The following is a 25338-nucleotide window of genomic DNA, read 5'->3' as shown; positions in this document are numbered from 1 at the left end:
CGATGAATCGCGATCCGCTCGTCCCGCTCGTTGCCAGTCCGTTCCGCCATTACATCAATGGCGGATGGGAGACGGGCGCGACCACCGGCGTGTCGCTCAATCCGTCGGATCTGGATGAACCGGTCGGCGACTACGTCCGGGCCGATGCAAGGCAAACCGATACGGCCATCGAAGCGGCCAGCGCGGCGTTCCGCGAATGGTCCCTGGGTTCGGCGCAGCGCCGCGCGGATGCGCTCGATGCGATCGGCAGCGAGATGCTGGCACGGCGTGACGAACTCGGCCGGCTGCTCGCGCGCGAGGTCGGCAAGCCGATGCCGGAGGCCTTGACCGAAGCCACGCGCGCCGGCCAGATTTTCAAGTTCTTCGCCGCCGAGGCACTCCGCGCGTTTGCCGAACCCGTGGCGGCGGCGCGCGCCGGCGTCGAGATCGATGTGACGCGTGAACCGCTCGGCGTTATCGGCATCATCGCGCCGTGGAGCGCGCCGCTGGCGATTGCCGCCGCCAAGATCGGCGCTGCCCTCGCCCACGGCAATTGCGTGGTCTTCAAACCGGCCGAATCGGCAGCGGGTTGCGCGGCGGCGCTGGCATCGATCGTCAGCCGCGCAGGTTTGCCGGCCGGCGTATTCAATCTTGTGATGGGAAGTGGCCGGCAGGTCGGCGCGCGGATCGCCGCGCATCCGTTGGTGGCGGCGATCAGTTTCACTGGGTCGGCAGAAACCGGCACACGTGTCCTGCAGGTTGCGGCTGCAAGGCAAGCACGCGTGCAACTGGAAATGGGCGGCAAGAATCCCTTCGTGGTGTTGGCTGATGCCGACCTCGACAGCGCCGTCGATGCAGCCCTCAGCGGCGCGTATGGTTCCACCGGCCAATGTAGTACGGCTGCATCGAGGTTGATCGTCGAACGTGCGGTGTTCGAGCCGTTCGTCGACGCATTGCGGGCGAAGCTCGCCAGGCTGAGCGTCGATCACGCACTGAAGCACGGCACGGATATGGGCCCGGTCGCCAACGCCGCGCAGTTGGAGCGCAATCTCGACTACGTGCGCGTTGGCCAGGAGGAAGGCGCGCAACTGCTGCACGGCGGGCGTCAGTTGGAGCGCGCGACACGCGGCTACTTTTTCGAACCGGCTTTGTTTATCGGCGAACCCGAACACCGCATCGCACGAGAAGAGACCTTCGGTCCGCTCGCTGTCATGCTGAAAGCGGACGACTACGACCACGCGCTGCATCTCGCGAACGACACCGCTTACGGTCTATGCGCCGGCATCTGCACGCGCTCCTTGAGCCGCGCGCGGCATTTCCGCCGCCACGCGCAATGCGGCCTCGTCACGATCAATCTGCCGACGACCACCATCGAGCATCACGCGGCTGGTGGCGGTCGCAAGGCATCGGCCTACGGCGCAACCGATGCAGCGTTCTGGACGGCCGTGAAAACGGCCTACGTTGCGGGTTGATGGCCATGAGACTCGCTTACCACGCCACATCTCCCACGGCTCATTCCGCTGCCCGTAGCAGCGCCGTAGCCGCCGTGTATCTCGCAGTTCACTCGGCCGCGAATCTCATCGCTCAGCATGCCGCGTGTTGCACGGCGCACGCTGCCGCGATTCGAACGGCTTACCCCATCGCCCATCCACGCCCCGGCTGACGCCGCCGTGCATTCCCTGCTGCAAATAAACGAAACCAATGCAGCTTTTCAACCTCAGGAGACAAGTATGACCAGCAAGCTTCGCCGTTTGACGCTATCCGCGATCGCCGCCGCGGCTCTCGCCGCGCCCTTTGCCGCACAATTCTCCGCACGCGCCGATCAGCCGCTGAAAGTCGGCTTCCTCGTGAAGATGCCGGAACAGGCGTGGTTCATCAACGAACAGAAAGCCGCCACCGCGCTCGGCCAGAAGGACGGCTTCGCGGTGGTCAACATCGGCACGCCGGATGGCGAGAAAGTGCTGGCCGCGATTGATAACCTCGGCGCGCAAGGCGCCAAAGGTTTCGTGATCTGCGCGCCCGACGTGCGGCTCGGACCGGCGATCCAGGCGCGTGCGAAGCGTTACAACATGAAGTTCGTCACCGTTGACGATCAACTGGTCGACTCCACCGGCAAGCCGCTGCCGAACGTGCCGCATCTGGGCATGTCCGCGTTCAAGATCGGCAATCAGGTCGGCACGGCGATCTCCGAAGAGATGAAGCGCCGCGGCTGGAAGCCGGAAGAAGTCGGCGCGCTGCGCATCACGAACTACGAACTGCCGACCGCCAAACTGCGCACCGACGGCGCAACGGAATCGCTGTTGGCCGGCGGCTTCAAGAAGGAAAACATCTTCGACGCGCCGCAAAAGACGACCGATGACGAAGGCGGTTTCAACGCATCGTCGCCGGTGCTTGCGCAGCATCCGAACATCAAGAAGTGGGTGATCTTCGCGTTGAACGAGGAAAGCGTGCTGGGTGGCGTTCGCGCGACCGAACAACTGCACATTCCGGCGGCGGACGTGATCGGCGTCGGCATCAACGGTGCGGGCGAAGCGTTTGCCGAGTTCCAGAAGAAGGAACCGACGGGCTTCTACGGCACGATCGCAGTGAGCTCGACGATGCACGGCAAGGAGAGCACGGAGAACCTCGTCGAGTGGATCAAGGACGGCAAGCAGCCGCCCGCCGACACGCAAACCACCGGCAAGCTGATGGTGCGCGGCAACTGGCAGGACGTGCGTAAAGAGCTCGGAATTTAAGCGGTATTCGAGTCTGCACACTGCGGGCCTTTTCACGTTCACGCTGACGTCAACGCGAGATCGGCCCGCATAGCTTGTCCACCCGCTAGAGGCTTTCGATGACGGTTTCTCACACTGGCGAAACGGGCCAAGCGGCGCGGCCCGCGCAAGCGCCCTCGCCTACGCTTACGTCGACTGATCCGTATCTGCAACTCGACGGCATCACCGTGCGCTTTCCCGGCGTGCTCGCGCTCGACCAGGTGTCGCTCGACGTGCGGCGCGGCGAGGTACATGGGTTGATGGGTGAAAACGGCGCCGGCAAATCGACGCTGCTCAAAGTGCTGTCCGGCGTGAACCAGCCGGCAGCGGGCACCTTGTTGCTCGATGGTGTTGAGCAACAGTTCACCACGACCAAGGCGGCCATCGCGGCGGGCGTCGCAATCATCTATCAGGAACTGCATCTGGTGCCTGAATTGACCGTTGCAGAAAACCTGATGCTCGGAGCCCTGCCCAACCGCTTCGGCGTGCTCGATGAAAAGGCGCTGATTGCACGCGCGGTGCGCGAGCTGGAAAGACTAGGCGAAAAAATCGACCCGTCGCAACAGGTGAAGAATCTGTCGATCGGTCAGCGCCAGATGATCGAAATCGGCAAGGCGCTGATGCGCGATGCGCGCGTGATTGCGTTCGACGAACCGACGAGTTCGTTGTCGTCGCGCGAAACCGCGCAGCTGTTCCGGATCATCCGCGCGTTGAAGGCCGAGGGCCGCGCGATCATCTACGTCACGCATCGGATGGACGAAGTCTACGAACTGTGCGACCGCGTGACGGTGTTTCGCGACGGTCGCCGCATCGATACGTTCGAAGCCGGCGACGGACTCGATCGCGATCGCCTGATCAGTTGCATGGTGGGCCGTTCGATCGCCGACGTGTACGGCTACCGCACACGCGAACTGGGTGGCCTGCAACTCGAAGTCAGGGACCTGATGGGACGCGGCTTGCGCGAACCGGCCTCGTTCACCGCACGTAAAGGTGAAATTGTCGGCTTCTTCGGTCTGGTGGGTGCAGGCCGTTCGGAGCTGATGAAACTGATTTACGGCGCCGTCAAGCCGAGCGCCGGTGAGATCGTGCTCAAGGGAAAACGTGTGCGTTTCGCCACGCCGCGCGATGCCGTGCGTGCGGGCGTTGCACTGTGCCCGGAAGATCGCAAGCAGGAAGGCATCGTCTCGATTGCTTCTGTGTCGGACAACCTCAACATCAGTTGCCGCCGTCACTTCAGCCGCTTCAACGTGCTTAACGGCCGCAAGGAAGCACAGACCGCCAAAGAGTTCATCAGCAAGCTCTCAATCAAAACGCGTAACGGCGAAACACCGATCGGCACCCTCTCCGGCGGCAATCAGCAGAAGGTGATTCTGTCGCGCTGGCTCGCTGAAGACGTCGACGTGTTCCTCATGGACGAACCCACGCGCGGCATTGACGTCGGCGCGCGCAGTGAGATTTACGGCTTGCTGTATGGGCTCGCTGAAGCGGGCCGCACGGTCATTGTCGTGTCGAGCGATCTGGCTGAGGTGATCGGCGTGGCGGATCGCGTGATCGTGATGAAGGAAGGCTGCATCGTCGGCAATCTGCCGAAAGCGCAGGCCACGCCGGATGCGCTGATCAAGCTTGCACTGCCACGCTGAGGACGCCACGCTCACCAGACCACTGAATGCAACCGACGGCAACTGCGTCGCGCCATCGAAAACGGAATAGACATCATGCAGACACCCTCAACCGACTCCTCCACGCCAGCCATCGCTTCCTCGGGCCTGAGCGCGCGCGCCGCGCGCACCTGGGACCTCATCAACAAGTCCGGCATCGTGATGGTGTTCATCATCCTGTTCGCGGCTTTGTCGTTCACCGTGCCGGATTTCTTAAGCTCGCGAAACATCCAGGGCTTGCTGCTCTCCGTCACGCTAATTGGTTCGATATCCGTAACGATGATGTTCGTGCTCGCGCTGGGCGAAGTGGATTTGTCGGTGGCGTCGATCGTTGCGTTCGCGGGCGTGGTGGCGTCCACCCTGATTACCGCGACGCATAGCGTGACGCTCGGCATCGCTGCCGGCGTGCTCGCGGGTGGCGCGGTCGGACTGGTCAACGGCGTGCTGGTTGCGCGCTACAAGATCAACTCGCTGATCGTCACGCTCGCGATGATGGAGGTCGTGCGCGGCCTCGCCTTCATCACATCGAACGGCGACGCGGTGATGATTTCCGAAGAGCGTTTCTTCGACCTTGGTGGCGGCGCGTTCCTCGGTATTTCTTATCCGATCTGGAGCAACATCGTCGGCTTCGTGCTGTTCGGTTTTCTGCTGAAGAAAACCGTATTCGGCAAAAACGTGCTGGCCGTGGGCGGCAATAGCGAGGCCGCTTTGCTCGCGGGCTTGCCGGTCACCCGAATCAAGATCACAGTGTTCGTATTGCAAGGCCTCGTAACAGGCTTTGCAGGCGTGATGCTGGCGTCACGCATGAGCCTCGGCGACCCAAAAACGTCGGTGGGTCTCGAGCTCGGCGTGATCTCCGCGTGCGTGCTCGGCGGCGTTTCGCTGACGGGTGGCGTCGCAACGATTTCCGGTGTGCTGGTCGGCGTGCTGATCATGGGTTCCGTGCAGGACGCAATGAGCCTGATGAATGTGCCGACCTTCTACCAATACCTGATTCGCGGCGGGATTCTGCTGCTCGCGGTGTTGTTCGATCAGTACCGCCGCAGCAAGCGCGTGCACTGACGCTGACATACGCCCCGGGCCAGGCGCCCCGCACTACATGCTTGCCAACAGGAGATTTCATGGCTGATTCCAACCAGACTAAAAAGCCGCTGCGCAGCCAGGCGTGGTTTGGCCTCAAAGATCGCGACGGCTTTCTGCATCGATCGTGGATGAAAAACCAGGGCATTCCGCACGACGAATTCGACGGACGTCCGGTGATCGGCATCTGCAATACGTGGTCTGAGCTCACGCCGTGCAATGCGCATTTTCGCGAGCTCGCCGAGTACGTGAAAAAAGGCGTGCACGAAGCGGGCGGTTTGCCGCTCGAGTTTCCGGTGATGTCGCTCGGCGAGACCAATCTGCGGCCTACCGCGATGCTGTTTCGCAATCTGGCTTCGATGGATGTCGAGGAGTCGATTCGCGGCAATCCGATGGACGGCGTGATTCTGCTGGTCGGCTGCGATAAGACCACGCCGGCGCTGCTGATGGGCGCGGCGTCGTGCAATCTGCCGGCACTGGCCGTGTCGGGCGGACCGATGCTCAACGGACGATTTCGCGGCAAGAACATCGGCTCGGGTACGGGCGTCTGGCAGATGTCCGAGGAAGTGCGCGCCGGCACGATGACACAGGAAGAATTCACCGAAGCCGAGTCGTGCATGAACCGCTCGCGCGGCCACTGCATGACGATGGGCACGGCGTCGACGATGGCTTCGATGGTCGAATCGCTCGGCATGGGCTTGCCGCACAACGCGGCGATTCCCGCAGTCGATGCACGCCGGCAAGTGCTCGCGCATCTGGCCGGCCGGCGCATCGTCGACATGGTTCGCGAGGATCTGACGATGGACAAGATCCTCACGCGCCAGGCGTTCGAAAACGCGATTCGCACCAATGCGGCGATCGGCGGGTCGACCAATGCGGTCGTGCATCTGATAGCGCTCGCCAAACGCATTGGCGTGGAGCTTTCGCTGGAGGACTGGGAGCTCGGCTCGAACGTGCCGTGTCTCGTGAATCTGCAACCGTCAGGCGAGTACCTGATGGAAGACTTTTACTACGCGGGTGGCTTGCCCGCCGTGCTCAAGCAACTCGGCGAGCAAGGTCTGCTGCATCGCGAAGCGCTGACGGTGAACGGCAAGACGATCTGGGACAACGTGCGCAACGCGCCGAATCACGACGAGAAGGTCATTACGACGTTCGCCGAGCCGTTCAAGCCGAAGGCCGGCATCGCGGTGCTCAAGGGCAACCTGGCGCCAAACGGCGCGGTGATCAAGCCGTCGGCGGCGACACCTCATCTGCTGAAGCATCGCGGCCGCGCAGTGGTATTCGAGAACATCGAGGAGCTGCACGCGAAGATCGACGACGAATCGCTCGATATCGACGAGCACTGCGTCATGGTGCTCAAGGGCGCGGGGCCGAAGGGATACCCGGGCTTCGCCGAAGTCGGCAACATGCCGCTGCCAAAGAAGGTGCTGCAGAAGGGCATCACGGACATGGTGCGCATTTCGGACGGCCGCATGAGCGGCACGGCATACGGCTCGGTGGTCCTGCATGTATCGCCGGAAGCGGCCGCGGGCGGGCCGCTCGCGTTCGTGCAAACCGGCGACATGATCGAACTCGACGTCGACGCCCGCCGCCTGCATCTGGATGTCACCGACGAAGAACTCGCGCGTCGCCGCGCTGCCTGGCAGCCGCCTGCGCCGCCCACGCGCGGCTACTACAAGCTCTACGTCGAGCACGTGCTGCAAGCGGACCAGGGGGCGGATCTGGATTTCCTGGTCGGATCGAGCGGCGCGCCCGTGCCGCGCGACTCGCATTGATGGTCTTTTGAACGGTTAGCCGTTTCTCCCTGCGCTTTGCGAGAAGGCGTATTGCCGATGCGGATCGAAAGCCCGCATCGGCTTTTTTATCGGCGTCACATCATAGAAAACGCGCATGGAAAGCGCACGCAGAAATAAAAAGCGGCCGGGCACTCAATGCCCAGCCGATTTTTAACTCGCAGGTTCGCAGCCCCTCAGATTTTTAATATCAGAGGGTTTGTAGCGTAAATTAAAACCCGTCAAACCGGGCGTTTACCCGGGGTGTTGGCGTTTAGCTTATTGTTTGATGAATCGATCGTTTGCCCAGAGGCCTTGTGTATCGCTATTCCCAGCGTTCACGAATTCGACGTCATGGCCAACCACGCGCACAACGCGGAAACTCGAGTTTTCCGGCGTCGAAACGCACTGATATCCCGAGAAGAATTCCTGCATCTTTTGCTGTTCCCCGGCTTGCGCGTGTTGGTCGGCGGCGTCGAGTTTATCCTTCGACAGACAGCCATACGCGTTGGCCTTGAACTGGATTGTTTGCTGCGGCTTGACCATGGCGTCTTGAGCCTGAACAGAAGCGGCAGCCAATCCCGCAATGGCGAAAACAAGGGCGATTCGCGTTTTCATATTTTCCTCCGGTGCGGGTTGAATTACTCAGGTTAGCTATGTATTTAACTTTAACGTCGAACCCGCACCTTGCACTTTAGGAGAACGCGCAAGAACGACAAGCACATCTTGTGTGCGGTCGCAACAGCGGCGAATTGTCGCACCACCTGTCGCACCTGCTTAAGCCTTGAGCAGCCGCTTAAACAGGACGGATTGAAACGGATAACTAAAAGACGGGCAGGGTGCGCCGCTTTAACCAGTAAAGCTTTGCGGCGCGTATTGGCGTAAACGTGAGGCACCAATTAAGTGATTTACTACAATTAATACAGGCATTTGGTGCGTTGCACACAAAGTCATTCACCCGACTAATCAAAAATCACGAAATAACGGTGTGTATACAGAAGATAAACGGTGCCAGGTGTCCCAGGCGACGCAGCATGGCGTGGCTGGTTGACGCAGGTTGAACTCACTCAGCCGTGCCGATCGGTCTTGAAGAACTCGGACTGGAACATGCACATGCGCAACGCATTGTGATAGCGGCCGTTGCCGAAAAACTCCTCGATCAACTCGGCCTCATGCCGGAAACCGCACTTCTCATAGATGTGGATGGCAGCGGTATTCGACTTATCGACGATCAGGTAGACCTTGCGCAGGTTCAGCACCGAAAACGCGTAGTCGATCGCGAGCTGCGTGGCGATGGTGGCGTAGCCGCGGCCTTGCGCATCCGGTGCGATGATGATCTGAAACTCGCCGCGCCGGTGGATATAGTCCAGCTCGATCAGCTCGACGACGCCAACTGTCTGGCCGTCGTTGTCGATCGCCACGAAGCGGCGCTCGCGCAGGTCGTGCACGTGCTGGTCGTAGAGCTGGGTCAGTTCGGAGAACGTTTCATAAGGCTCTTCGAACCAGTAACGCATGATCTTTGCGTTGTTGTTCACTTCGTGGACGAAGCGCAGGTCGGTGCGCTCGAGCGGGCGCAGGGTCAGTTCGCTGCTGCGTTCGATAGTCATTGGATTCCCCTTGAGAATTATTGATTTGATTCCGCAGCCTCAGCATGAGAACTCAAGCTTGCGTTTCCTGTTAGTCCGGGCGCAGCGCGGGGAGTTCTTACAACGCCTCTCGTCCGCGTAGCGCGGTCTTGCGAAGCGCGAGACGCTGCGCGGGTTCGGCAAGGGAGGGGCGTCGCGTTGTCGCAGGCCGCTTATCGCAAATTTGTGAGGGGCTCGGCACCGTGTGGGCACATGCGGTGCTCTACAATGAAATCATGCTCTTGCGATGGAGGCTACCGTGATCGAGCAATTGATATTAGGCGCCTTTCTGGTCATCCCGCTGCTCATCGTCGCGTTTCTTTTCTCCGACGAATTGTGGCAGGAGCATCGGCATTTGCACGACCTGCATCTTGAGCCCACGAAGCCGCGCCGTATCGACTGGCGGCATCCGTTGCGCCGCTCGCGGCATCGGGTTTGACCCTTTCAGTGGAATGCATGGAACATCGCGCCGCAAGCGTCGCTGCGAGGCGAGGACGGTTCGCGAATGAGACCCGCAAATAAAAAAGCCTGCCGTTTCGGGCAGGCTGAAAAGAGATCCACACTCAATGCCTTGTGGGTACAAGGCAGACGCCAGTCTAGTCACATTGCGCGATCGGCTGGTTTCACCGGCCATTACACATATTACGGGGCGTGACCAGTTGCGTCGTCTTCGGCGTTCGCACCGTCAGCGGGGGCGCGCCAATGATTGCGAATGCGCGTGGCGAGCGCTTCGAGCGTGGCCGCATCGGCGACTTCGCGTGCATGCATGCGCAGCGGCTGTCCTTCCCAACGCGGAATCACGTGAAAATGCACATGCGGCACCGTTTGTCCCGCCGCGGCGCCATTGAACTGTCCGATGAACACGCCGTCCGGGCGCAAGGCCGCGCGCACGGCGATGGCGAGTTTCTGCGTCATGCGCATGCAGGCCACTGTCGAGGCATCCGACAACTCGAAAATCTCAACCGCCGCTTCCTTCGGCACGACCAGCATGTGGCCGTCGGCTTGCGGCATCAGGTCCATGAAGGCCAGCGCGGCATCGCTTTCCGCCACTTTGATGCAGGGTAGTTCGCCGCGCAGAATCTTCGCGAAGGGATTGCTGTCGTCGTAGTTCATCACGCGTCCTCTAGTTGCCGTACGGTTCAAGGTGGAGATGCTGTCGGCGATATTGTCCACCACCTCTGTTACAGCCCGCTGTTACATCGCGCGCGCTGCGCGTTTGATCGCTTGCGGAGGCTGGCCGAACGCGCGCAGAAAGGCGCGCCGCATCCGTTCGGTATCGATAAAGCCGGTTTCGACCGCGACAGCTTCCATAGAGTGACGGCCTGCTTCGAGCATGGCGCGGGCGGCTTCCACACGCAACGCCTCGATGGCCTTGGCCGGCGATTGGCGCGTTTCGTCGCGAAAGGCGCGGCTGAACTGGCGCGGACTCAGATGCGCGACGTCGGCGAGCTGTTCGACCGTCAACGGCTCGCGCAGATGGTTCTTCGCGTACGACAGCGCGTCCTGAATGCGGTCGGACTTCGGTTCCAGGTCGAGCATGGCCGAGAACTGCGACTGGCCGCCGGTGCGCCGGTGATAGACCACGAGTTTCTTGGCGATGGCGCGCGAGACCGCGATGCCGAGATCGCTTTCGATCAGCGCCAGACACAAGTCGATGCACGCCGTCATACCGGCCGAGGTCCACACCGAGCCGTCGGCGACAAAGATGCGGTCTTCGTCGATACGCGTATCGGGAAAGCGCTGCTGCAAGTTGCGGGCGTGGTACCAGTGGGTCGTGGCATGCCGGCCGTCGAGGATGCCCGCTTCGGCCAGCACGAAGGCACCGGTGCAGATACTGGTGGTGCGGCGCGAGGCGGCGAGGGCGTCGTTCAAAAACCCCAGCAATCCCGCCGACGACGGCTCGATCTGCATCGCGCCCGTGACGACCACCGTGTCATACGCCGGGTCGCCAAACGCCTTTGTCGCAATCTCGACGCCCGACGAGCTGCGCACCATCCCGCCCTGTTCGGAGATGACTTCCACTTGGTATTCCGGCTGCCCGGCCTCGAGGTTCGCCAGTTCGAACACGGAGATCGCCACCATATCGAGGATCTGGAAGCCGGGGAAGACCACCACGCCGATGCGTTTCATTGCGATGTCCTAAAACGAGGTAAATACGACATTTGAGACAAGAGGCTACGCGCTTAGACTTCACTCGTCAACACCGCGATGCCCACAAAAAAGGCGCAGCGGCGGAGGTTCCAGTTTTCCCCATTCATCGATCAGGGCTCAGGCGTGACGCGCTAAGCCCGCAAGGAGATTCACCATGGCAACGCAAGCAAACAAGGGCACGGCATTGATTACGGGCGCATCGTCGGGCATCGGTGCGGTTTATGCGGACCGCCTCGCGCGGCGCGGTTACGACCTGATTCTGGTGGCGCGCGACGTCAAACGTCTGACGGGCGTAGCCGAGCGTCTGACCGCGGAAACCGGCCGCCATATCGAGACCATCGCTGCCGATCTGACCATCAAGGGCGACCAGCGGCGTATCGAGGAGCGTTTGCGCGCCGACCGCGGCATCACCATGCTGGTCAACAACGCGGGCGTCGGCGCGACGGCTTCGCTGATCGACTCGAATATCGACGACCTCGACGGCATGATCGAGCTGAACGTGACAGCGCTGACGCGGCTGACGGCTGCAGCCGTGCCGGGTTTCGTGGAGCGGGGCAATGGCGTCCTGATCAATATTTCGTCCGTCGTCGCACTCTCGCCGGAGTTGCTGAACGGCACCTACAGCGGCACCAAGGCCTATGTGCTGAACCTGACGCAGTCGCTGCATCATGAAGTGGGCGACAAGGGCGTGCAGTTGCAGGCCGTGCTGCCGGGCGCCACCAGTACCGCGTTCTGGGACCGCGCCGGTCTCGCGGTTGAACATCTGCCGTCGCAGATCGTGATGACCGCCGAGGACATGGTGGACGCCGCGCTCGTGGGCCTCGACCAGCATGAACTCGTGACGATTCCGTCCTTGCCGGATGCGGCCGATTGGGAGCGCTTCAACACCGCACGCCAGCATCTCGGGCCGAACCTGTCGCACAGCGTGCCGGCTGCGCGTTATACGCGCGGGTAATCGCTGGCTTGGTGTGCACCTCGCGAGCGCCTAGCGCCAGTCGGTTGAAACGTCGTCGGGATCGACCAGTGTCAGTCCCGACGACGGCAGCGGCAAGGCCGTCTTGTAGCGCACCTGCTTGAGCGCAAAGCTCGAACGAATGTTGGAGATGCCCGGGATCTTCGTCAGATGGTCGACGATGAACCGCTCCAGCGTCTGCATATCCGGCATCACCACGCGCAGCAGATAGTCGGCGTCGCCCGTCATCAGATAGCACTCCATCACCTCGGGGCGCTCCGAAATCGCCTGCTCGAAGCGAGTCAGCGCGTCTTCCACCTGCTTTTCCAGACTCACCTGAATGAACACGTTGATGCGCAGCCCGAGCGGCTCCGGATTCAGCAGCGTGACCTGCTGCTTGAACAGGCCGAGCTTTTCGAGCGCGCGCACGCGGTTGAAGCAGGGCGTGGGCGACAGATTCACCGAGCGGGCCAGATCCGCATTGGTGATGCGCGCGTTCTGCTGCAACTGGCTCAGGATGCCGATGTCGATGCGGTCGAGTCGTCTGGGTGGCGTGGTCATAGAGTAAATATTCTGTCGTGTGGGCCAAATCCGGAATAAATAGCCTATCTCAGTGCAGGATCACAAGCAAATGAGACGCTCATTTTGTGAGCACGTGGTTACCATTGACTCACTCGATCTTGAACCGAACGCGTCGATGCGGGAGTGGTGCCATGACGGATTTGTCCAGCGGTAGCAAGCAGTTGCGGTCTTTGGATCTCCAGCGCGCGGAGCGTGCGGAGGCGGAAGATGCTGACCCGCAGGAAACCGCCGAATGGCTGGAAGCGCTCGATGCCGTGGTCGCTCATGTCGGCCGTGATCGCGCGCAGTTTCTGTTCGACAAGCTCGCGGGCCATGCGCTGTTGCTGGGTGTGGAATCGGCGCGGACCAACGTCACGCCGTACCAGAACACGATCCCGTTCGATCAGCAGCCGCGCTATCCGGGCAATCTCGAACTCGAAGAACGTCTGGCAGGTGCGCTGCGCTGGAATGCGCTGGCGATGGTGGTGCGCGCAAACCAGGCGTACGGCGAACTCGGCGGCCATATCGCGAGCTATGCGTCGGCGGCGGATCTGTTCGAGGTCGGCTTCAACCATTTCTTTCGCGCCGCGGCGCCGGGCGGAGAGGAGGGCACGGGCGACCTCGTCTACTTCCAGCCGCATTCGTCGCCGGGTGTGTATGCGCGGGCTTACCTCGAAGGCTTTCTCTCTGAGGAACACCTGCAGCATTACCGTCGCGAGATTGGCGGGCCTGGGCTGTGTTCGTATCCGCATCCGTGGCTGATGCCGGACTTCTGGCAGTTCCCGACCGGCTCGATGGGCATTGGTCCGATCAACGCGATTTACCAGGCGCGCTTCATGCGCTATCTCGCCAATCGCGGCCTCGTGCAAACGGAAGGTCGCAAGGTGTGGGGCTTCTTCGGCGATGGCGAGATGGACGAGCCGGAATCGACCGGCGCGCTGTCGATTGCGGCGCGCGAAGGGCTCGACAACCTCGTGTTCGTCATCAACTGCAATCTGCAGCGGTTGGACGGCCCGGTGCGCAGTAACGGCCGCATCATCGACGAGCTTGAGGCGCACTTCATCGGCGCAGGCTGGAATGTGATCAAGGTGGTGTGGGGCTCGGACTGGGACGCGCTGTTTTCACGCGACCGCACCGGCGCGTTGCTGCGCGCGTTCGCACACACCGTCGACGGCCAGTTCCAGACCTTCTCGGCCAACGACGGCGCGTACAACCGCGAGCGTTTCTTCGGCCAGAACCCGGAGCTTGCCGCGCTCGCCGCGCAGCTGAGCGACGACGACATCGACCGTCTGCGCCGCGGCGGCCACGACGTGCGCAAGCTGCACGCGGCGTATGCGAAAGCGCTCGCGCATCGCGGCCAGCCGACGGTGATTCTCGCGAAGACGATGAAGGGCTTCGGCATGGGCACCACGGGCCAGGGCCGCATGACCACGCATCAACAGAAGAAACTCGGCTTCGACGACCTCAAGGCGTTTCGCGATCGCTTCCGCCTGCCGCTCACGGATGAGGACGTCGAACAGGTGAAGTTTTACAAGCCAGCGGACGACAGCCCGGAGATGCAATACCTGCATGCTCGCCGGGCTGCCCTGGGAGGCTATCTGCCCAGAAGGCGGAGAGTGGCGTCGAAGGGGCTGATCGTCCCGCCGATGTCCTCCTGGGGGCAATTCGCACTGGATTCGAACGGCCGCGAGATGTCCACGACGATGGCGCTGGTCCGCATGCTGACCGCGCTGCTCAAGGACAACGAAGTCGGCCCGCGCGTGGTGCCGATCGTCGCGGATGAAGCACGCACCTTTGGTATGGCGAACATGTTCCGCCAGGTCGGCATCTATTCGCCGCTCGGGCAGTTGTACGAGCCGGAAGACCTCGGCTCGATGCTCTACTACCGCGAGGACACCAAAGGGCAGATTCTCGAAGAGGGGATTTCGGAAGCGGGCGCGGTGTCGTCGTGGATCGCGGCGGCGACTTCGTACAGCGTGCACAACCTGCCGATGCTGCCGTTCTACATCTACTACTCGATGTTCGGCTTCCAGCGGATTGGCGATTTGATCTGGGCGGCTGCGGATCAGCGCGCGAGAGGTTTTCTGATCGGCGCGACATCAGGTAAGACGACGCTCGGTGGAGAAGGGTTGCAGCATCAGGACGGCACGAGCCATCTGGCGGCATCGACGATTCCGAACTGCCGCGCGTACGATCCGGCGTTCGCTTACGAGGTTGCCGCGATCGTCGACGAGGGCATGCGTGAGATGGTCGAAGAACAGCGCGACGTGTTCTATTACGTGACCGTGATGAACGAGAACTACGCGCAGCCTTCGGTGCCGGGTGGTGATTTGACGACGCTGCGTGAGGGCGTTCTTAAAGGCATCTATCCGCTTGGCGGGGATGCGCAGGCGGCAACGTCGGCAGTTTCAGCGCAGGTGCAATTGCTCGGCGCGGGCGCGATTCTTGGTGAGGTCATCGCGGCGCGACGGTTGCTCAAGGACGACTGGCAAATTGAAGCCGCGGTGTGGAGCGTGACCAGCTTCACCGAGTTGCAGCGTGACGGCATGACGTCGGAAAGAAACGCACGTCTTGGCGAGCCGACAGAGGCGCCCTACGTTACGAAAGCGCTCGAAGCATCGCACGGCCCGATCATCGCCGCGACCGACTATGTTCGCGCGGTGCCAGAACTGATCCGCGCCTACGTGCCGCGCCGCTATGTCACGCTCGGCACGGACGGTTTTGGTCGAAGCGACACGCGTCAGGCGTTGCGCGAGTTCTTCGAAGTGGACCGCAAGTCGATCGTGATCGCGTCGTTGAAGGCGCTGGTGGACGAAGGCGCAATCGATGCGAGCGTGCTCGCCGAAGCACGCAACAAGTATCGCGGCGATGCGCCCGTGGGCGCTGCTTCGTGGCAGTGCTGATCAGCCGCTCACTGACACCTGATTCTTCCCATCGCGTTTCGCCCGATACAGCCCGACGTCGGCGGCTTCGATCAACGTCGTCACCGGTTCGGTCGCGGACGGCACGATGTTCGCCGCGCCGATGCTGATCGTCACGACGCCCGCCGCCGATCCTGCATGCGGAATCGCGAGTCCTTCGATCGCAAGGCGGATTTTCTCGGCAAGCAAGCGCAAGCCACCCGACGATGTTCCCGGCAACACCACCGCGAACTCTTCGCCGCCAAACCGGGCCGCGAGATCGGGCGAGCGTCCCAGACACGACTCGACGGTGTGCGCGACGCGCTTAAGAACCTCGTCACCGGCAACGTGTCCATAGGTGTCGTTGTAGGCCTTGAAGTTATCCACATCGATCATCAGAAAGCCGAGGGCCGTCTTGTCGCGCGTGCCGCGACGCCATTCGGCGGCCAGGTACTGATCGAGGTAGCGGCGATTCGACAAACCGGTCAATCCGTCCGAATGCGTGAGCCGCTGCAATTCCAGATTGGTCGCGAGCAACTGCTGTTGCGACTGGCGCAGGGCCTGATACGCCTCGTCGCGCTGCAACAGGTTCAGATACGAGCGTGAGTGATAGCGAATCCGCGCAATCAATTCGATGCGATCCGGCAGCTTCACGAGGTAGTCGTTGGCGCCGGCGGCGAAGGCCGCGCTTTTCACGAGCGGCTCTTCCTTGGTCGACAGCACGATGATCGGAATATCGCGCGTCGCCGGTTTCTGCCGGTATTGCCGTACGAGGGTGAGGCCGTCGGTGCCGGGCATCACGAGGTCTTGCAGGATCACCGTCGCGCGGGTTTCCTCAGCGCAGCGCACCGCCTCTTCGGGCGACGCGCAGTAATGGAAGTCGACGCTCGTTTCGTCGGCCAGCGCCTGGCGGACCGCCTCGGCGATGATCGCCTGATCGTCGACCAGCAACACCATGATCGGGCACTCGGCCGCGGGCGGATTGCCGAGGATGCGCGCTAACGCGTCATCGATGGCGCTATTCGGTGCGTCCTCCGCGTATGCCTGCGCGTTCGCGTCGTGTTCTGCGAGTTCCTGCGCGGTGGTGGCCTGATGCGGTTTCGGAGTGTCCATATTGGTCAGCCAGAATGAATGTCAATGAGTCGTAGCGGGCTAATGTGCGGCTAGTGTGCGCTTACCGGGCCTTAACGTGTGCCGACGGCGGCGGCGAGCGCAGCGGCAATACGGGGCAAAGGCAGAATCGCGGCGGCGGCGTCGAGCGCCGCCGCCGCCTTCGGCATGCCGTACACGGCGCAGGTCGCTTCGTCCTGCGCGATCGTGTGATACCCCTTTGTGCGCATCGCCTTGAGTCCGATCGCGCCGTCGCGGCCCATGCCGGTCAGCAACACACCGATCGCCCGCGCCGGCCAGCGCGCCACGACACTATGAAAAAACACGTCGACGGAAGGCCGGTAGGGTGTTTCCGCCGGCACGTTCGTATAACCGAGTACGTTAGGCAGCTTCAGGTGCAAATGATCGTCGGTGGCGGCGAGCAACACGACGCCTGCTTCCGGCCGGTCGCCTTCGCTGGCGATTCGCACCGGCAGCGCCGACTGCTGGTTCAGCCAGTCGGCCATGCCGGCGGCGAACGCCGCGTCGACGTGCTGGACAACGACGATTGCCGCCGGGAAATCCTTCGGCAAACCGGCGAGCAGGGTGGCGAGTGCCGCCGGGCCGCCTGCCGAGGCGCCGATTGCAACCAGCGGCGTGTCGCGGTTCGTCATGCTTCTGGGCGCCGCCGCAGTTGCTGCGCCAGGCGCGTTGCGCTCAGTGACCAGCGCGGCGATGCTGTCGATCTTGGCGATCAGGGTGGCGATGCTCTTGTGCGCGTCAGGGCCGCTCAACGAGGGCGTATCCACCGCATCGAGCGCGCCCGCGCCCATCGCTTCGTAGACCCGCCACGCGTTCGCGCCCACGTCGACGGTCACGATCAGGATCGCGCACGGCGCCTTCGCCATGATGCGGCGCGTGGCTTCGATGCCGTCGACGTTAGGCATCACGAGATCCATCAGCACGATGTCGGGCCGCTGCGCGGTGCAGAAATCGACCGCCTGCTGGCCGTCCTGCGCGACCCACAGCACCTCGTAGTCGTGGCGTGCAGCAAGCGCACGGCGCAGTGCTTCGACGGCGAGGGGCAGGTCATTGACGATTCCGATTTTCATCCGTTTTACCCGTGGGTTTAACCGTAAGCTTCGCCGATCAGATCGCGCACTGCGTCGAGCAGTGCTTCGTCGTGGAAACTGCCTTTCGCCAGATAGTAATCCGCACCCGCGTTCAGGCCGGCGCGGCGGTCCTCTTCACGATCCTTGTACGAGACGATCATCACCGGCAGCGACTGCAGTTGCGGATCGCGCTTGATGAGCGTGACGAGTTCGATGCCGTCCATGCGCGGCATGTCGATGTCGGTAATCACGAGGTCGAAGTGCTCGCCACGCACCGCGTTCCAGCCGTCCATGCCGTCGACGGCGATCGTCACGTCGTAGCCGCGTGTCGCCAGCAGCTTGCGTTCGAGCTCGCGCACGGTGAGCGAATCGTCGACCACCAGCACGCGCCGCGTGACGCGCCGGGCGGTGAGGGTAGCGCCGTGCTGCGTATGTTTCAGATCGCCGCCTGCGACGAGCCTTTCGACTGAGCGCAGCCAGTCGTCGACGTCCGCGATCAGCACCGGGTCGCCGTTTTCCATCAACGCGCCGGCGGTGATGTTCCTGATCTTGCCGAGGCGCGGGTCGAGCGGCTGCACGACCAGCATGCGCTCGCCGAGAAAGCGATCGACCACCACGCCGTAGGTTTCTTCACCGTCGCCGATCACGATCAGGCTGACGGTATCGCCTTCGTTGGCGGGCGGTGCGGTGTCGAGAATCTGATGCGCGGTGACGACGCCGATGCGGCGGCCGTCGAAGGCAATGTGCTGATGGCCCTCGAGCAATTCGATATCCGCGCGGCTCACGTGCAGCGTGCGGTTCACATGCGCGAGCGGCACGGCGTACGGCTCGCCCGCGACTTCGACGAGCAAGCTGCGAATCACCGAGAGCGTGAGGGGCAACTGCAACTGCACGCGCGTGCCGACGCCGGGTTCGTGTGTGATGCGCACCGTGCCACGCACGCGCTTGACGACGTCGTGCACCGCGTCGAGTCCGACGCCACGGCCTGACACCTCGGTGACCTGATCGCGCAGCGAGAAGCCGGGCAACAAGAGGAATTCGAGCAGTTCGGTTTCGGACAGACGGGCGGCCGTTTCCGCACTCGCCAGTTTTTTGCGAACGATCGACGTGCGCAGTGCGTCGAGATCGATGCCCGCGCCGTCGTCGGAGACGCTGATGAGCAGGGTGCCGGCGGTGTGACGGGCGTCGAGCGTGAGCGTGCCTTCTTCGGGCTTGCCGCGCGCGAGACGGACCGCAGGCGCTTCGATGCCGTGGTCGATCGCGTTGCGCAGCATGTGGCCGAGCGGCGCTTCGAGCAGATCGAGAATGTCACGGTCGACCTGAGTCGATTCGCCGACCAGTTGCCAGCGCACCTTCTTGCCGAGCGAACGCGCGACGTCGCGCACCATGCGTGCGAGACCGCTGGTGCCGTCGCCGAAAGGGCGCATGCGGCATTGCAGTGCGGCGTCGTACAGCTGTTGCGACAGATGGGTCGAGCGGCGGTCGAAGCTTTCCAGATCGGCCAGGCGCTCGGCGAGCAGGTGCTGCGATTCCGCTGTGAGGCGGCGCAGTTCTTCGAGTGCGGCGTGTGCGCGCGGGTCGAGCTTCAGGTCGGCGAGCGTTTCGTGCAACTGATCCAGCGCGCGGGTGCCGTCACGTTGGACGCGTTTGACGCGCAGCATCGATTGCGCGAAGGGTTTGAGCCAGCGTGATTCGACCAGCGATTCGCCGGATAGGGAGAGCAGCCGGTCGAGGTTGTCGGCGCGTACGCGCAGCATGCGGCCGGGGTCTGTTGCTGGGGCGCTTGATTCGGTCGAGGTGGACGCGGTTGTGGTCGACGACCCGGAGGCACTTGCAGGAGCGGCCCAGGTTGCCGTGGCGGATGAAGAAGCGAATGGGGTCGCAGAGGCAGACGCAGGGGCGTTTGCCGGAGCAAACGGGGTTCCCGAGACTGGCGCGGATGCATTTGCACTCGCGCTGGCCGGTGCGGCTGAGGCAGGTGTCGCTTCTGCGCGCAGGGCGTTGGCTAGCAGATTGAATGCAGCGTCAGCGTCGGCCGATGCGGTTTGCGGTTTGGTAGCTACGCTGGATGCAGATGCAGAACCGTCGACGCGAGCAGGACTCACGGCAGGAGCAGAGGCAGCCGGCGGCACAGCATCCCGCCGCATTGCCACTCCATGCGGCACGACGTCCACCATCCGCGCTTGCAACGAAGCCACGCACGCACTAACCGCATCACGCGCCGACTCGTCCTCATCATTACCGATGCGCGCAACGATATCGACCCCGCGCAGCAACTCGTCAATCCAGGCAGCATCGAGCAACGCTCGCCCTTCCTGCGCCGCGACGAAACAATCTTCCATCGCGTGCGCGAGTTCGACACCAACCTGCACGCCGACGATACGCGCCGCACCCTTCAGCGAATGCGCCGCGCGCATGCAGGCCTCGAGTGCGGCGGCATCGCGCGGTGCGCGGTCGAGGGTGAGCAGGCCGTCGTTGAGCACGCGTGCCTGGGTCCGCGCTTCTTCGCGGAAGAGATCGATCAGCGACGGGCGGCGCGGGTCGTCCGTCATCCGAGACTCCGGTTCAAGGTATCGAACAATGCATCGGCGTCGAGCAGGCCGACCGTCATGCCGCGCCACGGGGCCACGGCGCGCGTATGCGCAGCGGCGGCTTGCGAGAGCGTCGCAGGCGGCGGGCAAAAGGTGGAGATCGCGATCCGATGCACGCCGTCGACCTGATCGACGGGCAACACCGCGTGCTCTTCGGCGCGCGAGATCACCAGCAAACGCGGAAGATCGTGACGCGCTTTATCGTCGCCTGCAGTGGTGTCGGCTTCGAACCCTAGCAGATGCGCGAGCGACAGGCACACCAGCAAGTCGCCCTGCACGTTCACCACGCCCAGCACCGCGCGATGCTGCCGATGCGGCAACGTGTGAATCGGCCGCGTCTGCACGATGCGTTTGAAGATCGGCGTGGGCAGCGCGAGCCATTCGCCGCCGATACGGAAGATGAGGAACGATTCACTTGCGCCTTGCTGATCATGTCTTTGCTGTCGCGCCGGCGTGTCAGCGTCATTCAGCGAGAGATCCACAAGCGGGATCGGACGCTCCAGCAATTTAGCCGCGGCCGCTTCGAACACGGGGCAATTCAGACAGCGCACGTATTCGACCAGCCGCTCGCACGACGAATCGCCTCGTACGCCGATGCGGTTCCAGCAATCGTCGAAGGTCACCGTGTGGTCTTCAACCACGTTGCGCTCCCTGTGCGCGCGACGCGCGGTCCATCAACAGACGCGCGCCGTTGCGATCGCCTTCGAGTTCGAGCAGCGTCGCCAGATGCGCGAGCGCCTCGGCGTGCTGCGGTTCGAGATAGAGCGCCTTGCGATAGTGGCCGCGTGCGAGGTTCGTATCGCCGCTGGCGTCGGCCAGCACGCCGAGCAGATAAAACGCGTCGGCGTGCGGGGCGTGCTGTTCCAGATAGACCTTGATCGCGTTCGCGGCTTCCGTCAGACGGCCCGCGTCGGCCAGCGCGCGTGCGGCTTGCAGCGTGTCGCGTGCGGCGTTGGTCGGCGAGGTGATGTGCGGTGGCGCAAACTCGTGCGACTGCGACGCAGCTTTGGACGGTTTCGGCGTGCGTTGCGGAATACCGCTTAAAGACGTGCGCGCAACCGGATCGGGCCACGCGAAAGGCTCGGCTGAAAACACCTGCAGCGGCGCGAGCGCGGGCACTGGCGAATGCGTCATCGCGAGTGCCGCGGCGGTGGCGAGCGACGCGGTGTGCCAGCCGTTGAGCTGCGCTTCAGCGGGCGTGGCGCGGTGGAACGCGAACGCCAAGGGGATCTTCGCCGACTGCATGCCATAACGCATCAACAACCCGGTTTCCGAAGGACCGACGAACAGCGTGCCGTTTTCAGCCAGCACGCCGTTGAGCGCATGCAAGGCCGTCTGCTGTGCGTCGCGGTCGAAGTAAATCAGCACGTTGCGGCAGAACACGAAGTCGTAGACGCCGAGCGCCGCGGCATCGAGTTGCATCAGGTTTGCGTGCGAGAACCGGACCGCGTCGACGATGCGTTGCGCGAGACGCCAGCTGTCTTCGTGGCGCGTGAAGTGGGCGTCGCGAAATGGGAACGCATTGCCGCGAAACGAGTTGCGGCTGTACACGGCGCGCTGAGCGAGGGCCAGCGAGCGCTCGCTGATATCCATTGCGTCGATGCGCATGTGCGCGGCGTCGATGCCGGCGTCGAGCAGCGTCATCGCAATCGTGTACGGCTCTTCGCCGGTGGAGCAGGGCAGACTCAGAATTCGCAGCGGCAGCGCGGTGCCGCGCTCGTCAAGGCGTTCGTGCGCAAGACGCGCGAGCGCCCTGAACGCGTCGGCGTCGCGATAGAACCAGGTCTCCGGCACCACCACCGTTTCGACCAGCGCCTGCACCATCGAGGGCGACGCGAACGTGGCTTCCCAGTAGTCGGCGAGCGTGGCGTCGGCGTGACCGTCGGCGCACCAGGCCGCGGCGTGCTGATCGACCGCTCGCTCGATCGACTGATGACCGAGCGATGCTGCATCGAGCCCGATGGTTCGATGCAGCAGATCGACGAAGCGTCGATAGAGCGGCGCGTTGTCGTGATGCGCGTTCATGCGTGCGCCTCGGGAAACAGCAGGGCTTTGACGTCGTCGGGCAGCAGATGCTCGACGCGAATCCATTGCACCAGACCGCCTGCTTCGCTTGCGACCGGGCCCAGATAGCGCGCGTTCGGCATGTCGATGCCGGCGTCATGAAACGCCTCGGCGTCCAGACGAATGGTGCGCGTTGCGCCTTCGAGCAGCAGCGCGAGCAGGCGCACGGTGCCCGCATGCGGATAGCGCACCAGCACCACGCGTGTCGACATCAACTGGGCGGCGGGGCGGCCGAGCGCGAGCGCCGGCAGATCGATCACCGGCAGCGGCGCGCCCTCGTGATCGAGCACGCCCGCGACCCACGACGGCGCGCCGGGAATCATCTTCGGCGGCGACTGCGGCGTGAGCGGCATCAGACGCTCCACCTGCGTCGCGTCGATCACGTAGCGTTCGTTATCGAGCGTGAAGAGGATGAAGAGCATCGGCGTGGGCTTGGGCTGTATGAGAGGCGTATGGGTGAATCGGCGTCGCGTGCTTCGGTGAACCCGCCGCGGCGCGTCAGGCCACCACCTTGAAGCGCGATACGCCGGTGCGCAAGCTATTGGCGACGTGCGTCAGATCGTCGATAGCCTGGGTCGACTGGCGCAGCGATTCCGCCGTCTGCTGCGCGGCCTCCGAGAGCTGCGTCAGTGCCTGGGTAATCTGCTCGGCGCCGGTGGCTTGCGTCTGCATGCCTTCGTTGACCATCGAGAAGCGCGGCGCGAGTTGCTGCACCTGCTGGATGATCTGCGTGAGATGGCCGCCCACGTTCTGCACGTCGAGCATGCCGCGGCGTACCTCTTCGGAGAACTTGTCCATGCCCATCACGCCCGCGGCCACCGCCGACTGGATCTCCTTGACCATCTGTTCGATGTCGTAGGTCGCCACGGCGGTTTGATCCGCGAGACGGCGAATCTCGGTCGCCACGACCGCGAAGCCGCGGCCGTATTCGCCGGCCTTTTCTGCTTCGATCGCTGCGTTCAGCGAGAGCAGGTTGGTCTGATCCGCGACCTTGGTGATGGTGGCGACGACCTGGTTGATGTTGCTGGCCTTTTCGTTGAGGATCGCGAGCTTCGCGTTGACCGAGCCGGCCGCTTCCATCACGAGGCGCATGGTGTCTTCCATGCGCGCGAGACCGGCGTGGCCGGTGCCGGCGAGTGCGGCTGATTGGCCTGCTACTTCCGAGACCTCGTTCATCGTGCGCAGCAGATCGCGCGAGGTTGCGAAGATTTCGCGCGACGTGGCGCCGATCTCGGTGGTGGTCGCGGCGGTTTCGTTCGCGGTGGCCTGTTGTTCACGCGAGGTCGCAGCGATTTCCGTCACCGACGTGGTGACCTGAACCGCCGACTTCTGCGCCTGGCCGACCAGCGCGGTGAGCTCGTCGGTCATACGGTTAAAGCCCGCTTCGAGCGCGCCGATCTCGTCCGCGCGGTTCAGTTGCAGACGTTGCGTGAGGTCACCCGTGCGCATGACGTCGACGACTTGCAGCACCTTCGCCATCGGCGTGGTGACCGCGCGCAGCAGCCAGTAGCCGGCCAGCACGGCGGCGACGGCGGCAATCAGCAGCATCACGAGCAGCACGATACGGGTAGCCTCGACCGAGCGGCGGATGTTTTCGGCGGCTTTATCGGCGTCGGCCTTGTTGTTTTCGACCAGATTGCGCGCCGAGAGGCGGCCTGTTTCCCAGATCGGCGTGAGTTGCGTGTTGAGGATGCGCGCGGCGTTTTCTTTCGAACTCGGCAGGACGTTCAACAGGGAGGCCTGGATCGGCAGGTACTGTGTGTGTTGCTGGCGGAAGTCATTGAAGAACTCACGATCGTTGTCGCGGAAAATGGTCGCGCCGTAGTCGCCGAGGAGCTTCTGAAGTACTTGCTCGGTCTCCTGCAAACGGGCGGTGTCGCGCTTGACGGAGTCGGGGTCCGCGTCAACGTAAATGAGACGCTGCGTGACGGTGTAGTTCTCGAACCAGGCCGCGCGCATCGCGGTCGCGTAGTAGAGGCCGGGCATCGAGTCTTCCTGCTGACTCTTCGCGTCGCGGTCGATGCCGCCGAGTTGCTCGAAAGTGACGATTGCCATTGCCAGCATCACGATCAGCACGATCCCGAAGCTGCACAGAATCCGTTGCCGGATGGTCCATTGTTTCACGCGCACGCCCCTTAACTTTTTTGCTTGGGCTCGACGCCCGATGTCGACTTGTAGGTCTCGGGGTCGAAGGATCGGAAAGCTTTGCGGATCGTCGGATTTGTCCGACGGGTCATGCGGCGAATTTTACATTGATCGTGGGAATGGATGGCGGTCGGTGAGGGGGGCCGACCCAGGCGTTACACGCGTAATGCCCGGTTACCAACTGCAGCATCTATTTCCGCGCGCGCCCTACACAATCTGCTCCATGCCTGAACGGCGGGAGAGAAACATGAAAAAGATTGCTGTGGCGTTGTTGATGGTGGGGAGCCTGAGCGTGGCGGGTCAAGCGTCGGCGCATGGCAACGGCGGCGACGTGGTCGGTGCGCTGATCGGCGGTGCCGTGCTGGGCGCGGTGGTGACGTCTGTGCTGAATCCGGCGCCTGTGGTCGCTTACCAGCAGCCGGTCTATGCGCAACCGGTGTATCAGCCGGCGCCCGTGTATGCGGGGCCGCCGCCGGGATACTGCTATGACCAGTACCAGCGTGCGTACGTCGCGTGCGGTGCGCCGCCGCCAGCACAATATGAGGAGTATCCGCAGCAGCCTCAACAGGGCTGGTAAGGGACGTGCGGAGGCGCGCGCAGCTTCGATGCTCGCGCGCACCAGAGAAAAAGGCCGTCGCAGGGTGCGACGGCCTTGTCTTGTTGGGTATCTCTGCTCAGTGCTTGTGATGCAGCCACTCCGCATAATGCGTATCGAGCCAGCGCTCGAGGCGCTCCGGCTTCGTCTTTTGGCGATAGTGGGACGCGGCCCAGATCGCCACGCCGACCACCAGCATCACCAGAGGTCCCAGCAAATAAGCCATTAACGATTCAGACATGGGAGCCTCCGTCCCGACGTGCATCGATGCTTTAGTTTAGACGATGAACGGCGAGAAAAAAGGACGCTGT

General features: G+C 63.0%; 22 protein-coding genes. 9 read left to right on the top strand and 13 right to left on the bottom strand.

The annotated features are described in order from the left end of the window. Positions 1–2 precede the first annotated feature (2 nt). From M0D67_RS10975 to M0D67_RS10955, 5 genes are all read left to right on the top strand, one after another. The gene (locus M0D67_RS10975; RefSeq protein WP_266238831.1) at positions 3–1451 is read left to right on the top strand and encodes an aldehyde dehydrogenase family protein; all 1449 of its coding nucleotides are present in this window, start codon (positions 3–5) and stop codon (positions 1449–1451) included. A 258-nt stretch (positions 1452–1709) separates the two neighbouring features. Beyond that, entirely contained in the window at positions 1710–2714 is a 1005-nt protein-coding gene (locus tag M0D67_RS10970) for an arabinose ABC transporter substrate-binding protein (RefSeq protein ID WP_266238830.1), read from the top strand. 98 nt (positions 2715–2812) lie between these two features. Next, positions 2813–4372, top strand: a complete 1560-nt coding sequence (gene araG / locus M0D67_RS10965; RefSeq protein WP_266238829.1) for an L-arabinose ABC transporter ATP-binding protein AraG — start codon at positions 2813–2815, stop codon at positions 4370–4372. A 75-nt stretch (positions 4373–4447) separates the two neighbouring features. Next, positions 4448–5452 carry an L-arabinose ABC transporter permease AraH gene (gene araH, locus M0D67_RS10960; protein ID WP_093634676.1) on the top strand — a complete coding sequence of 335 codons (1005 nt, stop codon included), beginning with the start codon at positions 4448–4450 and terminating at the stop codon, positions 5450–5452. Positions 5453–5511: 59 nt separating this feature from the next. After that, positions 5512–7245: an IlvD/Edd family dehydratase gene (locus M0D67_RS10955; RefSeq protein WP_154558770.1), complete on the top strand. Its 1734-nt coding sequence runs from the start codon at positions 5512–5514 to the stop codon at positions 7243–7245. Between the two features lie 276 nt (positions 7246–7521). Here the strand turns inward: M0D67_RS10955 and sap1 are convergent, their stop codons facing one another. Both sap1 and speG read right to left on the bottom strand, forming a co-directional pair. Continuing rightward, positions 7522–7860, bottom strand: coding sequence for a surface attachment protein Sap1 (gene sap1 / locus M0D67_RS10950; protein WP_154558771.1), 339 nt, complete (start codon positions 7858–7860; stop codon positions 7522–7524). A gap of 449 nt (positions 7861–8309) precedes the next feature. Continuing rightward, entirely contained in the window at positions 8310–8849 is a 540-nt protein-coding gene (speG, locus tag M0D67_RS10945; protein WP_266238828.1) for a spermidine N1-acetyltransferase, read from the bottom strand. 277 nt (positions 8850–9126) lie between these two features. Here speG and M0D67_RS10940 point away from each other — a divergent pair, with 277 nt between their 5' ends. Then, on the top strand, positions 9127–9306 hold the full coding sequence (locus tag M0D67_RS10940) for a hypothetical protein (RefSeq protein WP_168435575.1): 180 nt from the start codon (positions 9127–9129) through the stop codon (positions 9304–9306). Positions 9307–9509: 203 nt separating this feature from the next. Here M0D67_RS10940 and M0D67_RS10935 read toward each other — a convergent pair whose 3' ends face one another. Together M0D67_RS10935 and M0D67_RS10930 are read right to left on the bottom strand one after the other, a co-directional pair. Next, positions 9510–9980, bottom strand: a complete 471-nt coding sequence (locus M0D67_RS10935; protein WP_266238827.1) for an HIT family protein — start codon at positions 9978–9980, stop codon at positions 9510–9512. An 81-nt stretch (positions 9981–10061) separates the two neighbouring features. Then, positions 10062–10997 carry a GlxA family transcriptional regulator gene (locus M0D67_RS10930; RefSeq protein ID WP_154558775.1) on the bottom strand — a complete coding sequence of 312 codons (936 nt, stop codon included), beginning with the start codon at positions 10995–10997 and terminating at the stop codon, positions 10062–10064. Between the two features lie 175 nt (positions 10998–11172). On the opposite strand from M0D67_RS10930, the gene M0D67_RS10925 reads away from it, so the two are divergent. Next, positions 11173–11973, top strand: coding sequence for an SDR family oxidoreductase (locus M0D67_RS10925; RefSeq protein ID WP_154558776.1), 801 nt, complete (start codon positions 11173–11175; stop codon positions 11971–11973). 30 nt (positions 11974–12003) lie between these two features. Here M0D67_RS10925 and M0D67_RS10920 read toward each other — a convergent pair whose 3' ends face one another. Next, positions 12004–12531, bottom strand: a complete 528-nt coding sequence (locus tag M0D67_RS10920) for an Lrp/AsnC family transcriptional regulator (protein WP_054037036.1) — start codon at positions 12529–12531, stop codon at positions 12004–12006. Between the two features lie 152 nt (positions 12532–12683). Between M0D67_RS10920 and mdeB the strand changes: the two genes are divergently transcribed. Next, the gene (gene mdeB, locus M0D67_RS10915; protein WP_266238826.1) at positions 12684–15434 is read left to right on the top strand and encodes an alpha-ketoglutarate dehydrogenase; all 2751 of its coding nucleotides are present in this window, start codon (positions 12684–12686) and stop codon (positions 15432–15434) included. Here mdeB and M0D67_RS10910 read toward each other — a convergent pair whose 3' ends face one another. From M0D67_RS10910 to M0D67_RS10880, 7 genes are all read right to left on the bottom strand, one after another. Next, complete coding sequence (locus tag M0D67_RS10910) at positions 15435–16544, bottom strand: diguanylate cyclase (RefSeq protein WP_154558778.1); 1110 nt, start codon at positions 16542–16544, stop codon at positions 15435–15437. Positions 16545–16615: 71 nt separating this feature from the next. Further along, positions 16616–17632 (bottom strand): chemotaxis response regulator protein-glutamate methylesterase, encoded by a 1017-nt coding sequence (locus M0D67_RS10905; protein WP_171925263.1) that lies wholly within the window; start codon positions 17630–17632, stop codon positions 16616–16618. A 17-nt stretch (positions 17633–17649) separates the two neighbouring features. Next, complete coding sequence (locus M0D67_RS10900; protein WP_266238825.1) at positions 17650–20184, bottom strand: hybrid sensor histidine kinase/response regulator; 2535 nt, start codon at positions 20182–20184, stop codon at positions 17650–17652. Then, positions 20181–20864, bottom strand: a complete 684-nt coding sequence (locus tag M0D67_RS10895) for a chemotaxis protein CheW (protein WP_266238824.1) — start codon at positions 20862–20864, stop codon at positions 20181–20183. Before M0D67_RS10895 ends, M0D67_RS10900 begins: the two co-directional genes overlap by 4 nt. Next, positions 20857–22248, bottom strand: coding sequence for a protein-glutamate O-methyltransferase CheR (locus M0D67_RS10890; protein WP_266238823.1), 1392 nt, complete (start codon positions 22246–22248; stop codon positions 20857–20859). Before M0D67_RS10890 ends, M0D67_RS10895 begins: the two co-directional genes overlap by 8 nt. Continuing rightward, a complete protein-coding gene (locus M0D67_RS10885) occupies positions 22245–22709 on the bottom strand; it encodes a chemotaxis protein CheW (protein ID WP_266238822.1) in 465 nt (154 codons plus the stop codon). Before M0D67_RS10885 ends, M0D67_RS10890 begins: the two co-directional genes overlap by 4 nt. A gap of 76 nt (positions 22710–22785) precedes the next feature. Beyond that, entirely contained in the window at positions 22786–24351 is a 1566-nt protein-coding gene (locus M0D67_RS10880) for a methyl-accepting chemotaxis protein (RefSeq protein WP_301717710.1), read from the bottom strand. A gap of 328 nt (positions 24352–24679) precedes the next feature. Here M0D67_RS10880 and M0D67_RS10875 point away from each other — a divergent pair, with 328 nt between their 5' ends. Continuing rightward, a complete protein-coding gene (locus tag M0D67_RS10875; RefSeq protein WP_154558783.1) occupies positions 24680–25009 on the top strand; it encodes an ecotin precursor in 330 nt (109 codons plus the stop codon). A gap of 97 nt (positions 25010–25106) precedes the next feature. Here the strand turns inward: M0D67_RS10875 and M0D67_RS10870 are convergent, their stop codons facing one another. Then, positions 25107–25268 carry a hypothetical protein gene (locus tag M0D67_RS10870; RefSeq protein WP_166618149.1) on the bottom strand — a complete coding sequence of 54 codons (162 nt, stop codon included), beginning with the start codon at positions 25266–25268 and terminating at the stop codon, positions 25107–25109. Positions 25269–25338: the final 70 nt, after the last annotated feature.

Origin of the sequence: Paraburkholderia sp. SECH4 (assembly GCF_030511745.1) — a bacterium.
GTDB classification, from domain to species: Bacteria; Pseudomonadota; Gammaproteobacteria; order Burkholderiales; family Burkholderiaceae; genus Paraburkholderia; species Paraburkholderia madseniana.
This window is presented reverse-complemented; position numbering and strand designations above follow the sequence as displayed.

Bases quoted from the DNA above. Each gene is read 5' to 3' on its own strand.
- mdeB (WP_266238826.1), top strand. From the start codon at position 12,684: ATGACGGATTTGTCCAGCGGTAGCAAGCAGTTGCGGTCTTTGGATCTC.
- araG (WP_266238829.1), top strand. From the start codon at position 2,813: ATGACGGTTTCTCACACTGGCGAAACGGGCCAAGCGGCGCGGCCCGCG.
- M0D67_RS10975 (WP_266238831.1), top strand. From the start codon at position 3: ATGAATCGCGATCCGCTCGTCCCGCTCGTTGCCAGTCCGTTCCGCCAT.
- M0D67_RS10880 (WP_301717710.1), bottom strand. From the start codon at position 24,351: ATGCTGGCAATGGCAATCGTCACTTTCGAGCAACTCGGCGGCATCGAC.
- M0D67_RS10900 (WP_266238825.1), bottom strand. From the start codon at position 20,184: ATGACGGACGACCCGCGCCGCCCGTCGCTGATCGATCTCTTCCGCGAA.
- M0D67_RS10910 (WP_154558778.1), bottom strand. From the start codon at position 16,544: ATGGACACTCCGAAACCGCATCAGGCCACCACCGCGCAGGAACTCGCA.
- M0D67_RS10875 (WP_154558783.1), top strand. From the start codon at position 24,680: ATGAAAAAGATTGCTGTGGCGTTGTTGATGGTGGGGAGCCTGAGCGTG.
- M0D67_RS10935 (WP_266238827.1), bottom strand. From the start codon at position 9,980: ATGAACTACGACGACAGCAATCCCTTCGCGAAGATTCTGCGCGGCGAA.
- M0D67_RS10885 (WP_266238822.1), bottom strand. From the start codon at position 22,709: ATGCTCTTCATCCTCTTCACGCTCGATAACGAACGCTACGTGATCGAC.
- speG (WP_266238828.1), bottom strand. From the start codon at position 8,849: ATGACTATCGAACGCAGCAGCGAACTGACCCTGCGCCCGCTCGAGCGC.
- M0D67_RS10905 (WP_171925263.1), bottom strand. From the start codon at position 17,632: ATGAAAATCGGAATCGTCAATGACCTGCCCCTCGCCGTCGAAGCACTG.
- M0D67_RS10970 (WP_266238830.1), top strand. From the start codon at position 1,710: ATGACCAGCAAGCTTCGCCGTTTGACGCTATCCGCGATCGCCGCCGCG.
- M0D67_RS10870 (WP_166618149.1), bottom strand. From the start codon at position 25,268: ATGTCTGAATCGTTAATGGCTTATTTGCTGGGACCTCTGGTGATGCTG.
- M0D67_RS10920 (WP_054037036.1), bottom strand. From the start codon at position 12,531: ATGACCACGCCACCCAGACGACTCGACCGCATCGACATCGGCATCCTG.
- M0D67_RS10890 (WP_266238823.1), bottom strand. From the start codon at position 22,248: ATGAACGCGCATCACGACAACGCGCCGCTCTATCGACGCTTCGTCGAT.
- M0D67_RS10955 (WP_154558770.1), top strand. From the start codon at position 5,512: ATGGCTGATTCCAACCAGACTAAAAAGCCGCTGCGCAGCCAGGCGTGG.
- M0D67_RS10925 (WP_154558776.1), top strand. From the start codon at position 11,173: ATGGCAACGCAAGCAAACAAGGGCACGGCATTGATTACGGGCGCATCG.
- M0D67_RS10930 (WP_154558775.1), bottom strand. From the start codon at position 10,997: ATGAAACGCATCGGCGTGGTGGTCTTCCCCGGCTTCCAGATCCTCGAT.
- sap1 (WP_154558771.1), bottom strand. From the start codon at position 7,860: ATGAAAACGCGAATCGCCCTTGTTTTCGCCATTGCGGGATTGGCTGCC.
- araH (WP_093634676.1), top strand. From the start codon at position 4,448: ATGCAGACACCCTCAACCGACTCCTCCACGCCAGCCATCGCTTCCTCG.